This window comes from Polaribacter sp. Hel1_33_78, from assembly GCF_900106075.1.
GTDB lineage: Bacteria > Bacteroidota > Bacteroidia > Flavobacteriales > Flavobacteriaceae > Polaribacter.
Window position 1 is genome coordinate 1102846 of sequence record NZ_LT629794.1, and the last position, 14982, is coordinate 1117827.

Here is a 14982-nt window from a genome sequence, read left to right on the forward strand (position 1 = left end):
GTTGATTATTCTAAAATTATTTTTTTGTTCAAATTCCTATTTTCTGATGCTATTTGAACAATGTAAACACCTTTTGATAATTTTGGTAATGAAATATTGTCACTACCAATAGATATAAAAGTAGTATTAAAGACTTGTTTTCCTAATAGATTAAATAGTTTTAAAGATGTACTTTTTCTTGGCAAACCAATAACCTTTAAGTTTGCATTGTTGGATGCAAATACAGAAACACTTTCTAAAAAAGAGTTATCTATGCTTAACACACTATTAGAGAGATGGATGTAATATTTTCCTGTTCCGTAAACATGTTCATCTAAAGTAACTTTTACATCACTATCTGTTAAAGAAGCAAACGTATTTGCGTCTCTATCTTCTAAAGATACTTGAATTCCACTGGGTAAATTTAATGCCTCTATAGAAAAAGTAATTTCTTTTCCAGCTTCAGCTTGTAATCCTATTGGAATGATTTGAGATTTCATTTCTGAAATAGCCAATGCTTGTCTTCCTAAAGCAATACCTTCATTATTTTCTACTAAATGTGTATAGATGTTTAAATCTGATACAACACCATTAAACATACCAATATCAAAACCTGGGTCTAAGCCATTTGTTTTATCATTGAAATAATTAATCTGTGTTTTTTTAGTACTTGAACCGTTAGAAACGGATAAGTTTAAAGTAGTTGTACTTGTTTTGTAAAAAGGAATACTTGTTTGATGACTTTGCATTGCAGTTGTAATCGCAACTGTTCCTGAGCTTACTTTAGAATTTACAAAAAATGCTTGACCTGGTTGAAGGTAACCACTTGTATGCATCTCGTACAAACTATTTGTTGCATTCCATACATAAACTGATTGAAAAGTATCAGATAATTGATCAGTTCCAGACATTCCATTTGAAGCTATAAAAGCGGTAATATCCATGTAAGAAGGATAAGAGTTTCCAATCAGATTCCAATTATTATCATCTTGTGTAATTGCTGAGTTTACTGTTGTTGGCATTGTGCCTGTAAATCCATAGTTAAAACCAGATGCAGACGCATCTTTTTTGAATCCATAACCAATTCCAGTTCCAAACGTTTCTGTTGTTCCGCCTTGATAATAACTCCAATGTCCTGTTGTTGCATCTGGAACTGCGTTATCATAAGTTGAAATTCCTTTGTTTGATGCGGACACTGAACCTGATGCTATTTCATTGTTAGTTACCCAAGTATTATCATATTGTGCTCCAACAAATGGACTAGCTACAAAATGCCAATTCGTATCAGCAACATTTACATTGTAGGTCATATTTCCTGTTGATGTTCCTGCTACTTGTAAAGAACCGCCAGAATTTACAGCTAAAGAACCCGAAGCATTTACTGTTAAGTCATTAGTATTTGCCCCAGTTGAAGATGATATTACAGCTGTTTTACCTGCTGGAATTGTTACGTTTGTAGTTGCATTTGGTACATCAACATCCCAATTACTAGCAGTTGCCCAATCTGAATTTGTAGTTTCTGTAAAATTTGCAAAGTTTGTTAGTTGTATCCAATCTCCAGGAAATTTACCATCTAGGTAATTAAAACTACTATCACTTAACGTAATTTTAATTCTATACACAGTTTGTACTCCATCAGAACCATTTGGTAAATTATAAAAAGGAACTGTACTCGTAGGAATAACTAAAGAAAATGAACCTGTTACACTAGTTCCTGCAGGTGCAGGATTTAATTCTGCACTTGCAACGGTAGAAATAGCTGTCCAATTTTGCTGTTGGTTTTCAATAGAGCAATAAATATAACCAGCAGACCCTACTGTATATTCATAATCTACTTGAATAGTATTTCCAACTAATCCTTTGGTTAAGGTAGCAGAAGTAAAAGAAATGGATTGTGCATTCGCAATTGTTATAAAAACAATAGCGAAAAGTAGTATTATTTTTCGTTGAATCATCTTTTTATTGTTTTATGAATTTAATGTTTTTGGATTTATTTTCTGATTGAATTGTAAGTATATAAATCCCAGAATTTAAATTTGAAACATCTATAGATTTATTATCAGATAAAATTTTAGCTTGCAGGGTTTTACCCAATATGTTTGATATTTTAATTGTAGAAATATTCAAGTTGTTTAAATTTTGAATATTTAAACTTTCCAAAACTGGATTTGGATACACTTTAATTTTATTTAATTCTTCAGTAAAAGAAGTTGTATTTAAAGTCCCTGATGCTACTAAAACTGTTTCTTGTTTAGGATAATCGTCAGCAATTACTGTCCAACCTACTTTTTCTTTCATTTCTACTGATAATTCGTATGTAAAATCAGTAGTTAAATCTGCCGTTAATGTTGTACTTGCAGGAATTGTAAACGAAATTGACCCTGTTATATCTGTACCTGGTCCATTAACAACACCAGTATCTCCGCCAACAATAAATGAATTATAATCTCCAGAAGCATCATAAAGATTTAAACCAATGTAAATATAGCTGTCTGCTTCTGTACTTGTATAGGTATAATTTACGGTAATATTGCTATCAACTTCTGCGGTTGGTATTGCAGATGTAATTGTAATTGAAGCTGTATTTGTATTTGTTGATGCCACCAAATCAATTTCTGTTGTAGGATATGCACCTGCCAACCAAGTAACACCATCTTCAGTCTTCATTTCAATGACTATTTTATAATTAAAAGCACCTGTTAAATCTGCTGTTAATTCTGTATTCGCAGGAATTACAAGATCAAAAGAACCAGTAATATCTGTACCCGCAGAAGAAGATGCTAAAAAACCATCAGTAATTTTTGCAGACCATGTTATATCATCATATTTATTAATTGCAGTATAAATTTGTACAGCAACAGCACTTGTATATTTATAATTTACGGTAACTGTACTCCCAACTTCTGCAGATGTTAATTCTGCCGAAGTAAATTCAATGGATTGTGCGCTCAAAAAACTTGAGATACATAATGCGAAAAAAAGTAATTGTTTTTTCATAATTTAAGGTTTTATAATTATTAGATTTAATTTTAAATATTATTATTGAGTTTATTTCTTGTTAGTTAATTAGTAGAATTTAATTTTGAATTATTTCATTCATCCAATTGATACCATCGTGCAAATTGTAATCAAAATCCCAAAAAGCTTTATTTTCCCATGAAGAACCTGCACCATATTGGTCTGGAAAAATTAATGTGTTAGAACCAACCCATTCGCCACCCCAATATATGACGCCAATACCTCCAGCATCATAAAGTTCTTGTGCCAAATCTTTTAAATATTCTTTTTGAGTATTTGTGGTTGGCGGATTGTCATAACCCGCTGGAATATTATCAAGTCCCAGAATATTAACATGATCATCATTACCACCTTCTCTAAAAAGTTGTGCGGTTTCCATAATTAGAAATTCTTTTTTGTAAGTGTTTTTTACAAAAGAAACAACTTCTGTCCAGTTTGTAAAACTTCCTAATGAATGCCAATTGTGATAATGTGAAAGTGCTAAAATGTCAAAATCTAAACCATTTCGAATATGAATTTTCATCCATGTTTTTAAATAAGAAGCTTCAAAAATATGGCATGCTATTTTTATATTTAATCCATATTTGGCATTTAAATCTCTTACTGCTTTAGTGCCTGCATTTAAAAGTTTTACTGTTCTAACAACACTATAATCTGGTAAATCAGCTTCGGTCATATTTGGTTCTAAAAAACGTTGATTTGTTTCATTACCAATTGCAACAATCGCTGGTGTTAAATCTGCTAAAATGTATGCTTCTAATACATTAGTTGTATGTTTATAAACTGAATCTTTTAATTTTTCGATGTCATTCGCTATCGGTTGCCATTTTAATGGGGCAACATAATTGTTTAATTTTTGGTTATCCTCTAATGCCATTGACTGATATCCAAAGGTTAACAAGGTTTTTAGCCCTGCGTTTTTTGCTCTTTGTAATTCAAGTTTTACTTTTTCTGGCGAACCAAAATCTACATCTGCATAACCCGCTGTATAACTGCTTTTATATGGTGGATTATCGATTCTTAAACGCGCAATATTTGCTCCATGATCTGCAATACTTTGGAATGCGTCTTTTGGAACTCCATTTTCTTTAAAAACGACTCCTCCGTAAGTTTCTTGATGTGTTACATATGCCATATAACTACCTTTATAAAACACATCACCAGAGGTTGGTTCTGGAAACTCAACTGGTGTAGGAATATCACTTTCAACGGTACAACTATATTGGAAAAATAAGCTTAAAACAATAATGATTTGTACGATGTTAATTTTTTGAAACATTTTTTAATGTATTAAATTGATTATTTTTTTGACCCAAACTTTATAGCCTTCCTCATTCAAATGAACACCATCTGTAGATAATTCCATTTTTATCAAATCATCTTTTGTAGCAAATTCTTGATGTAAGTTTATGATTTCATAAGGCTCTTTGTCTTCAGAATTTTTAAGTAATAAATTCGTTTTTTTTATTTTTTCTTTAAGTGACTCCGTATTTGTAGGTAAAATAGTTTGCACAAATATTTTTGTTGCTGATGAATTATCATGAATTTGATTTACTATTTTTAAGATGTTTGTAAAAACCATCTCTGAAGTCATATAATCTCTAAACAAATCGTTAATCCCAATCAGAAGAAATACTTTTTCAGGTTTTACATAATTGATTTCTCCCAAACGAGCTAAAACACCATCTGTAGTATCGCCTGAAATTCCTCTGTTTTTGGTTTTAGCATTGTTTACTTTTAATCCCCAGTCACCACCTTGTTCTGTGATACTATTTCCTAAAAAAATAATATCATTTATCTTTAAAGGATTTGCTTTAAACTCTTGGATTCTTTCTGGATAATGCGTTTTTGTCCAATCTGAGTGCGTTGCAATAACTAATGTGCTATCAGGATACATAAGATCTGGTATCACAGTATCTAAAACTTCTTCTTCTACTGTAACATTTTTAGCTTCTTCATTATTTTTACAAGCATATAATGATAGTATCAATAAAAAAATAGCAGCTATTTTTAATAAGATTTTATTCACAAGAGAGTTGATTTTAAATAATTTACTTATTGAGGTGTCACTGAATATTTACCTGTAACAAAATTGATAACGACTTTATAAATACCTGTTATTGGTGGTGTAACGATACCATTACCTATCCAATCAGGCGCCATATTTGGCACGAAAGATCCACCCTCAGTTGGTTGATTAGCAACTAAACCTAAATAAGCAGGATCTCCCCAACCTGTATTACTACTTAAAAAAGCAATATTTTTTCCTCCAGCCAACTCTCTAATTATAGAAAATGTATTTCCGTTTTTTGTCATTTGTTGGTCAACCGGAATTGGATATCCCCAATTTGAAGGCACTGCATTTCCTTGAAGGTACAATTGATTTGGTAACGGAAGATCATAAAAAAGATCTAAAAAAGGCGTTACTGTAATTGTTTCTACTTTCGAATACGAAGGCAAACTTCCGTAGTTTAATGATGATTTTAATCGTACTTTTAACTGTCCAGAAACATCAGTTGCTAAATCCATACTTAACGCAATTGCATTTAATTTAGCATGCGTTAATGATAATTCAGTATTCTCTGTAATTTCGGTTTCAGGGTTTGAAAAATCACCATCTATGTCATCTATTTCTAACGTATAAGATATAGGCGTTGCAATACCATAATTTGGTTTATTCCAATTAAATGTTATCGCAATTTCAGCTTTATTGGGCTTTGTTAATACAATATCTGTAACACTTGGGTTTATTAATAACTGACCATCAGTTGGTGCTATTGCAGTTAAATCATCATTATTATCTGTACATGAAATTAAAGTGACAATAACAATTATAAAAGATATCGTAATTTTTAACCTACTTTTCATATTATTTATTTTTGTTTTCATTTTGATATTTTTTATTTTTTCTATTCGTTTTAGAAACCATCAATTTGCTTTAAATTTGGGTTAGCCAACAAATCCGAAGTAGGAATAGGAAATAAATTAAACTTATCATCCACGGCTCTTCCAGATTCAGAATTCCCTTTCCAAGCCCATAAATAATCTGCTGTAGTTAATTTATTATATCGAACCAAATCTGTTCTTCTATGTGTTTCCCAGTATAATTCTCTGGCTCTTTCATCTAAAATAAAATCTAACGTAAGGTCTGCATTGGTGATATTTCCGTTAGTGCTTGAAGGATCATTATCATAAGCTCTTCCTCTAATTTTGTTGATATAACTTAATGCTGTTGCGTTATCACCACCAGAACCGCCTCTTAAAACAGCTTCTGCATAGGTTAGGTAAATTTCAGCCAAACGAAATACTGGAAAATCAATATCAGAAAGGTTTCCAAAATTATTATTTTGTTCAACTGGTGTTCCATCCCGTTTTACATTTCTATATTTGTATCCAGAATAACCGTCTGTACTTGTTGTAATCGAATTCACTTCCAAACTTTGACCAGTTGTATAAAATTGAGCACGTTTGTCAATAGAAGTATCTGGCGTTGGAAATAATGCTGGTACTTGTTGCGTGAATCTAAAGGCTTGCCAGCTACCAGACATTCCGTTAATAGATGCCGGAACTCCAGCTGGCCCCAAAGCTAGAAAGTTGGTAGAATACCAAGTTTGGTTTGTATTGTCATAATTAATCGTGAAAATAAATTCATTGGTATTTAAATCATTATCACCTAACATTAACCATTCATATTTTGCTTCTAAAGAATATCCTTCGTCTATTATTTTAGAAGCATAAGTAATCGCTTCTGTATTGTATTCTTTTCCTGTGTAAATTTTTCCATTCAAATACATTCTAGATAATAATGCCCAAGCAGTAGCTTTGTCTGGTCTTCCTCTTTCATTTGTTCTAGCATTTGCTAATAAAGGCTCGATTTCTGTTAATTCTTTTTCAATAAAATCAAATAAATCTGCTCGTTGAATTTGATTTGGCGAAGTTGTACCTAACGTTTCTTCTGTTGGAAAAGGCGGATTACCATAAGCATCCATTAAAATCCAAAAACAATAGGCTCTTAAAAATCTGGCTTCGGCTTTAAATTGATTTATTTCTTCTGCTTCAACTCCAGAAAAACCTCTTTTATTTAAACTTTCTTCCGAAGACTCAATTATGAAATTATTACATAGCGTAATCATATTAATAGCAGAATTGTACACATTTGTAATTGCTGGGGAATCTGCGCTCCAAGCCAGTTCGTGGTAAATACCATCACCACCGTCATTCCAAGTACTTACCGCCATATCTGTCGTATATTCTTGCATACTCCAATAAAATCTTAAAAAAGTACTATAAGCGAGATTAGAATATACAGATGCTAGACTTTGTTTGTAACCTTCTACATCACTGTATTGTCTGTCTGCTGTTAATACGTTTAGCGGTGTTTTATCTAAATCTTCTGTACAAGAATTAAAAGTTATCGAAATTGTTAAAAGAAATATTGCTAATAAAAATCTACTCTTACTTATTTTTTTGATGTTTTCCATTTTATTTCGTTTCATATTCTTAAAAATTTAAGTTTACTCCAAGTGCATAAATTCTTGGAATTGGGTATGCATTTTCATAACCACCACTTGCCTCAGGGTCGATCCCATCATAATTTGTAATTACAAATACATTTTGCACAGAAAAATTTAAGTCTAAGCCTAATTTCGAATTCAGCAATGTTTTTCCAAAATTGTACCCAATGTTTAGATTATCCATTTTCAGGAAAGACGCGTTTTGCAAATAGAAATCACTAAACCTTTGCGCATCGTCATTAAACTTAAATCGCGTATCATAATATAGCTGATTTAAATTTTGTGATACTTGAAAACCTGTAATTGCAACTGTGCTATTGTAGGGTTGAAAATATAGATAATGGTCTAAATTGGCATGAAATGAAGTGCTAAAACTCCACTTTTTGTATTGAAGATTTGTACTAAAACCAAGTAAATATTTTGGCAATGTAGACTTGTTGGTAATATACCTATCCTCTGCGTTGATATTTCCATCTTCATTAACATCTAGCATTTGACCTTCTATAGGCATTCCGTTTCCATCATACACTTGATGGTATAAATAGAATGTATTTCTTGGGAAACCAACCGTGTTTACCAAAGTTGCATCGCTAAATAAACCTACACCGTCATCATTACCATTTGTTAACTTGGTTATTTTATTTTCATTAAAAGTTGCATTAAAATTTAAATTCCAAGTTAAATTCTCTGTTTGAACAGGTATTGCATTCAAATTAAATTCCACACCTCTGTTTTGCATTGTTCCAATATTCAAAAGCAATTGATTGTTAAAATTAACTCCCAAAGGAATCGTTGTTAAGTTTATTAAATCTTTGGTATCTTTTTGATACACATCTATACTTCCAGAAATTCTATTGTCTATAAAACCGAAGTCTAAACCAATATTGAATGATGCTGTTTGCTCCCATTTTAAATCAGGATTAAAAGCTTGAGGTGATATTGTAGTGTATGTAGTATCTCCAAAAGTGTATTGATTATTTAAAGAACCAGTATTATAACCTTGTTGAAAATAATAGTTGTATTCTGGATTTTTCTCTACATCAAAATCTTGCTGACCAGTAACCCCATAACTTGCTCTTAATTTTAAGTTTGATACAACGCTATTATCTTCCAAAAAACTTTCTTCGCTTATACGCCATCCCAAGGCAACAGATGGAAAGATTCCCCATCGATTATTTTCTGCAAAACGAGAAGATCCATCGCGACGTATAGAAGCAGTTAATAAATATTTGCTATCATAATTATAATTTAAACGACCATAAAAAGAGATGATAGCGTTACTTGGTTTGTCAAACGGAAATGGTGGATCGCTATTAGGAAATTGAGCGCCAGTATCTGCACGGAATGTAGGATAAAAATAATTCGTTCTTAAAAAATTATTGTAAGAATATCCTCCAGTAAAATCAATTTTACTTTTTATAGATTCCAATTCTTTGCTATAAAAAAGATATGATTCAAATAATACATTTTGAATTTCTCTTGCTGGACTTGCATAGTAGATATACCCACCAGAGTTGTCATTTGGAAAATAGGTAGACTCTACTGCATCTCTAAAAGTTGCTTTAGAAATATCATAACCGGCATTTACATTTACATGTAAATCTGGAAAAAAATGAAATTTATAATCTAACTGCAGATTTCCAATACTTCTTAAATTTTGATTTCTTTTGTTATTCTGTTCCAACATACTAACAGGATTGGTTAAACCTAATGCAGGATTACTTGCAAATTGTATGTATTGAAAGTAGCCACCATATGTTTGGTCTTCTACATGAACTGGTTGAGTAGGGTCAAAAGCTGTTGCTGTCCAAATAGCATTTTCATTAGCAATACGTTCATCTTCAAACGAACCTTTTAAATTTAAATTCACTTTTAAATGATTATCAAAAAACTTTGGACTTAAATTTAATAATGCTGTAGTTCTTTTGTAATTGCCCGTTTTTAAATTTCCATCTTGATTCAAAAAACCTACGGATACACGATAAGGTAGTGACTTTATTGCTCCACTCATACTAATATTATGCTCTTGAGTAAATGCAGGTTGAAAGATTTCGTCTTGCCAATCTGTATTTGCATTACCAACTGGTGTAATGCTAGTACCCAATCCTTGTATAACAGTTCTATATTGATCAGCAGTTAAAACATCTGCATTTCTCAAAATTGTTGAAACTCGAGTACTTGAAGACACACTCATTTTAAAACCAGTTAAACTTCCTTTTTTAGTTGTGATAATTACAACTCCATTAGAAGCTCTTGATCCGTAAATAGCAGAAGCTGATGCATCTTTTAAAACCGAAAAACTTTCGATATCATTGGGGTTTAATTGACTTAAAACTCCTGGTCCGCCATTCGCTCCTTCAACAGGCAATCCGTCTATAATAAACAATGGATCGTTGGTAGCACTTAAAGAAGATCCACCTCGAATTAAAATTGAGCTTCCCGCTCCTGGTTTACCACTTGACGGTGTTATCTGAACACCAGGTAATTTATTTGCAATTAAATCTTCTACATTTGTAACAGGTACATTCTGAAAATCTTTAGCACTTATAGAAGCTACAGAACCCGTTAAATCTTTCTTTTTAGAAGAACCATAACCAATAAGTACAATTTCATCTAAACTTTCTGCAGATTCTTCTAGTATTACATTTAGAGTGGTTGCAGTAACTTTTACTTCTTTTGTTGTATATCCTAAATAAGAAAATACCAAAACAGCTTCTTTTTCTGATTTAATCGAATAAGTTCCATCAAATTCTGAAGTTACCCCTATTTTTGTTCCTTTAATAAGAATACTTACTCCAGGAAGAGGCTCTTTTGTTTTATTATCTATAATTTGTCCTTTAACATTAATGTTTTGGGCATTTATTACCATAGAGAAAAAAAATAAGAAAACACATAGTATTTTTTTAAACGTTTCTACTTTCTTTGGACGATAAAAAATCATCATAATTATTAATATTTTTTAATTGATTACTAAAAGCTATCTTTTGGCCTAGATGTTAATATGATGCAATTACGTTCTAAAAACAAAAGTTAAAAGGGGTCAAATTCATTCAATGCGTATAAAAAACTGATAATTTGTAATAAAATAGTATAGATTTAGGATAATTTAGGTGAGTTCTCATTTTTGAATAGAAAAAAACTTATTTAATATTGTTAAGATTTCAAAAAGAAAGAAGGTGTTTTCTTAAACTTGTTTTTAAAAAGTTTACTAAAATATTTCCGATCAGAATAACCAACTTTATAACACGCATCTGTAACCGAATAACCTAACTCTTCTATCAATTGTTTGGCTACAGAAAGTTTATAATCTCTAATAAATTCTACAAAAGTGAGTCCAGTTAACGACTTTATCTTTTTATACATAGAAGAATGACTCATATTTAAACGTTCAGAAATTACTTGTGCTTTTAAGTTATTGGTTTGTAAGTTTTCTTCTAAAACTTTATATAAATTTACTAAAAAAATCTGATCTTTAGAATTTACTACAATTTCTTTAGGATTTACTACATCATTATTTACAAATTTTTGTTTTAAAAGCTTTCTACTTTTTAAAAGATTTTTAATTCTATTTTTTAAGAAATCTTCATCATAAGGTTTTGTAATATATTCATCTGCACCCGTTTCAAAACCTTCCAGCTTGTCTTTAGTTGCTGTTTTAGCAGTTAATATTATAATAGGAATATGATTTGTAGCAGTATTTAATTTTATTTTTTTAGATAGTTCTATTCCATCCATTTCAGGCATCATAACATCACTAATAATGAGATTTGGAAAAGAAGTAGCTGCTAATCTTAAGCCTTGAATACCATTAAATGCCTGAATTATATGGTAATTTTCTTCCTCTAAAATTTCTTTTAAAGATTCTTGAATTTCAATATTATCTTCAACAATTAAAATAGTTTCCTGCTTATTTTTCCTTTCTAAAATTTTCTTTTGCAATAAATTTTCTGATTGCTCTTCTTCAGGATTTTCGTCATTTATACTCAAATTAAAATGCTTATTTCCTTTTAATAATCTTACTTCAAAAGAACTTCCTTTTTTAAATTGACTTGTTACAATTATTTTTCCTTTATGTAATTCTATAATGTCTTTAACTATAGACAAGCCTAAACCAAAACCTTTGTTATTTTGTGTATGAGTATATTTTACTTGATAAAATCGGTTGAATATTTTTTCTTTATCATTTGCAGATAAACCAATACCTGTATCGTTTACATATATTGTAATTTCATTTAATGATGTTTCAATCTTAAGATCAATTGATCCACCATCATCTGTAAATTTAAAAGCGTTTGAAAGCAAGTTAAAAATAACTTTTTCGAGTTGGTTTTTATCAAACCATAAAGGAATTTTTTTCTCGTTACTTTTAAAACGATATTTTATATCTCTGTCTGAAGCGATATCTTCAAAAGATAAAAAAATTTCTCTTGTAAATGAAACAAAATCAGATGTTGTTACATTTAAAACAACATCATTCGTTTCTAGTTTTCTAACATCTAATAACTCATTTACTAGTCTTAATAATAAATTGCTATTTCTTCTAATGGTATGCGAAGCCTTTATTTGTCTTTTATCTTTTTCTTTATTAGGATTGGTATCAAACAATCGGTTAATAGAACTTAAGATTAAAGTAACAGGTGTTCTAATTTCGTGAGAAATATTGGTAAAGAATTGCTGCTTTGCATTGTATAATTCTGTGTCTTTTTCGAGTTTAATTTTTTCTAATTCAAGGCTTGCTTTTAATTTACCCCATGCAATAAGATATCTTCTAAACAAATAGATGGCTATTGTAAAAAGGATAGCGTAAATGGCATATGCCAAATTGGTTTGCCAGTAAGGCTTTAGAATGTTTATTTGTAAACTAGTAAAGTTATTGCCCCAGTTGCCACTTAATGCTCTACTTTTTACTTTTAGTGTGTAATTACCGGGAGCTAAATTTGTAAAGGTAGCAGTTCTATCGGTTCCAATATTTCTCCAATCTTCATCAAAGTTTTCCATTTTTATGGAATATTCATAGTTTTCTGAGGTTGGGAATTTTAGGGCTGCAAATTCAAAGGTAATTACGTTATGAAAATAGTCTAAAGTAATCTCTTTCGTTAGGGTTATGTCTTTTTTTAGTATTTCATTGACACCAACACCTACTTCTTTGTTAAAAATTTTAAAACTTTTTATTATAACTTTGGGTTGTGAACTGGTATTGTTTACCAACTTAGGGTCAAATTTTGTAACACCATGTATGCCTCCAAAATAGAGAAAACCTGCTTTGTCTTTATAACCAGAGTTGATATGAAAATCTCCTTTTAGATTTGTAAAAGTTTTAAAGGTATTGTTCTCATAATCATATTTTATGATTCCTTTTTTACTTCCAAACCAAATATTAAAATCATCGTCTTCTATAATTGATGTAATGGTTTTGTACTTTATGTTTTTAAAATTTTCAAAACGTTGTATCTTATTTGTTTTTAAGTTCATTCTATTGATACCAGCACCAGATGTGCCTATCCATAAATACCCTTTTGTATCTTTTAGCAGTGAAAAAATATTATTACTGCTTATAGATGTAGTGTCTGTTTCTTTGTAATTAAAGTGTATAACTTTATTTTTATAGATATCAAAAAGCTCCAAACCACCGCCATAAGAAGCTAACCAGATGTTGTTTTTATCTTTTAAAATAGAGATTATATTTTTGTTAATACCTGTATTTTGCCTTGAAAAGGTGTTTGCTTTTCTATCAAAATAATTTAAACCACCACCCCAAGTGGCAATCCATAAATTATTTTTTTCGTCTTCTACAATATCTCTGACATCATTAAAACTAATTGATTGGTTGTTGGAAAATGTATTCTTGTATGATGTAATATCTTTTGTTTTATCATTAAACCTTATTAACCCATTGCCAAAGGTGCCTAACCAAATATTATTATCTTTAGACTGGAATATTTTTTGAATGTATTTGGCACCAAGAGTTTTATTGGTGTAGTATTTTACTTTTTTATTTTTCTTATTGTAAATGTTTAAACCGTTGCCATCTAACCCCAAATAAATATTTCTATCATTTTGAAAAATTGATAAAACAGGACTTGGATTTTTACCAATTATATCACTAGAAATGATTCCTGTTTTATTTTTTTTATCTAAAACACTAACTCCGTTCCAAGCAGTTCCTATCCACATATTAGAAGCTTCATCTTCTGCAATAACATAAATGGCATTGCCAGATAAAGAGCCGTAAAGCTGTGCATTATTGGTATAATTGCGTATAATAGGTTCTTTACTATTAGGGTATTGAATTTCTAATAAACCATAACCATCTGTGCCTATCCATAAATTATCTTTACTGTCTTTCTTAAGAGAACGTGTAATTTTAGTTTTGTCTTTTAAGAGTTGATGATGACTCAAAAAATTAGATATTTTTTGCATTTTTAAATCCACAACAAGCAATCCATTACCAGAGGTGCCCAATAAAATTTCATCTGAATTTAGCTTTGTAATTGCATTAATAGGACTTGTAATTTGGTTTTTATTTTGAGATATACTTGTGAATTTTTTAGTTTTTGAATCAAATAAAAACAAGCCATTAGCAAAAGTACCAAGCCATAAGTTGTTGTTTTTGTCTTGGTATATGCTGGTTATGTTTAAAGAATTTTGCTCTTTAAAAGGGAAATTGTAAAATATGTTCTTATCATGATCAAATAAACTCAACCCCTTTTCTGTACCAATCCAAAAAAGTCCGTCTTCCCTTTCTGTTAAAATATTTATTCTGTTAGAAATGATAGAAAATTCTTTTTCTTGTGAGTTTTTGTAAGATATAAATTTATCATTTATGCGATCATATAAATTTAAACCACCCCCGGAAGTAGTTAACCAGATTCTATTTTTACAATCTAGATAAAGACTAGAAATATTATTAGACTCTATGTTACTATTTTGTTTATTGTAAATTTTTACGTTATAGCCATCGTATCTGTTCAAGCCATTTTGAGTACCAATCCAAACAAAACCTTTTTCTTCTTTTATAATTCCTGTTATCCTAGAACTTGATAATCCTTGAGATTGATCTATTTTTAGGAAAGTGGGTTGGGTTTGACAGTAATATTCAAAATGAATTACAGCTAATAATATGCAAAGCGTAAATTTCTTTACTGTCAAAATAAATAGAGGTTAAATGAATACTAAAAATTAAATGTACAATGTTTAGAAAGTATTAAAGGTAGACAAATTCATTTTTATGGTGTGTTAAAATGAGATTATATACTAAAAAGCACCATGTTTTATGATAAAAATACTGCATATACGCCTAATTTCTTCTACTGTAATTGCTGTAACAATTCTTTTTTAGTGAAATAAAAATTTATTTAATTCGGCGATCTTTTTTTGGTTTGCTATTTGTAGCATAATGTAATTAGTCTTTAAAATTCCATGGGGTTTGCAGGATTTTTAAAACTAAAAAACCTTGATAAGAATATCAAGG

Annotated in this window: 8 protein-coding genes; all 8 read right to left on the reverse strand. The window is 30.2% G+C overall.

Annotated features, from left to right (window positions below; all coding sequences use genetic code 11):
• Positions 1 to 5 precede the first annotated feature (5 nt).
• Complete coding sequence (locus BLT88_RS04725; protein WP_091953351.1) at positions 6 to 1934, reverse strand: T9SS type A sorting domain-containing protein; 1929 nt, start codon at positions 1932 to 1934, stop codon at positions 6 to 8.
• A gap of 4 nt (positions 1935 to 1938) precedes the next feature.
• Entirely contained in the window at positions 1939 to 2976 is a 1038-nt protein-coding gene (locus tag BLT88_RS04730; RefSeq protein WP_091953353.1) for a T9SS type A sorting domain-containing protein, read from the reverse strand.
• A gap of 79 nt (positions 2977 to 3055) precedes the next feature.
• A complete protein-coding gene (locus BLT88_RS04735; protein WP_091953354.1) occupies positions 3056 to 4276 on the reverse strand; it encodes a glycosyl hydrolase 53 family protein in 1221 nt (406 codons plus the stop codon).
• Positions 4277 to 4279: 3 nt separating this feature from the next.
• Positions 4280 to 5026 (reverse strand): GDSL-type esterase/lipase family protein, encoded by a 747-nt coding sequence (locus BLT88_RS04740; RefSeq protein ID WP_091953356.1) that lies wholly within the window; start codon positions 5024 to 5026, stop codon positions 4280 to 4282.
• A 26-nt stretch (positions 5027 to 5052) separates the two neighbouring features.
• Positions 5053 to 5886, reverse strand: coding sequence for a SusE domain-containing protein (locus BLT88_RS04745; RefSeq protein WP_091953357.1), 834 nt, complete (start codon positions 5884 to 5886; stop codon positions 5053 to 5055).
• A 29-nt stretch (positions 5887 to 5915) separates the two neighbouring features.
• Positions 5916 to 7478 carry a RagB/SusD family nutrient uptake outer membrane protein gene (locus BLT88_RS04750; protein ID WP_091953359.1) on the reverse strand — a complete coding sequence of 521 codons (1563 nt, stop codon included), beginning with the start codon at positions 7476 to 7478 and terminating at the stop codon, positions 5916 to 5918.
• A 19-nt stretch (positions 7479 to 7497) separates the two neighbouring features.
• The gene (locus tag BLT88_RS04755; protein ID WP_091953360.1) at positions 7498 to 10455 is read right to left on the reverse strand and encodes a TonB-dependent receptor; all 2958 of its coding nucleotides are present in this window, start codon (positions 10453 to 10455) and stop codon (positions 7498 to 7500) included.
• A gap of 209 nt (positions 10456 to 10664) precedes the next feature.
• Entirely contained in the window at positions 10665 to 14660 is a 3996-nt protein-coding gene (locus BLT88_RS04760) for a two-component regulator propeller domain-containing protein (protein ID WP_091953362.1), read from the reverse strand.
• Positions 14661 to 14982 lie beyond the last annotated feature (322 nt).

Bases quoted from the DNA above. Each gene is read 5' to 3' on its own strand.
- BLT88_RS04735 (WP_091953354.1), bottom strand. From the start codon at position 4,276: ATGTTTCAAAAAATTAACATCGTACAAATCATTATTGTTTTAAGCTTA.
- BLT88_RS04730 (WP_091953353.1), bottom strand. From the start codon at position 2,976: ATGAAAAAACAATTACTTTTTTTCGCATTATGTATCTCAAGTTTTTTG.
- BLT88_RS04725 (WP_091953351.1), bottom strand. From the start codon at position 1,934: ATGATTCAACGAAAAATAATACTACTTTTCGCTATTGTTTTTATAACA.
- BLT88_RS04750 (WP_091953359.1), bottom strand. From the start codon at position 7,478: ATGGAAAACATCAAAAAAATAAGTAAGAGTAGATTTTTATTAGCAATA.
- BLT88_RS04745 (WP_091953357.1), bottom strand. From the start codon at position 5,886: ATGAAAACAAAAATAAATAATATGAAAAGTAGGTTAAAAATTACGATA.
- BLT88_RS04755 (WP_091953360.1), bottom strand. From the start codon at position 10,455: ATGATGATTTTTTATCGTCCAAAGAAAGTAGAAACGTTTAAAAAAATA.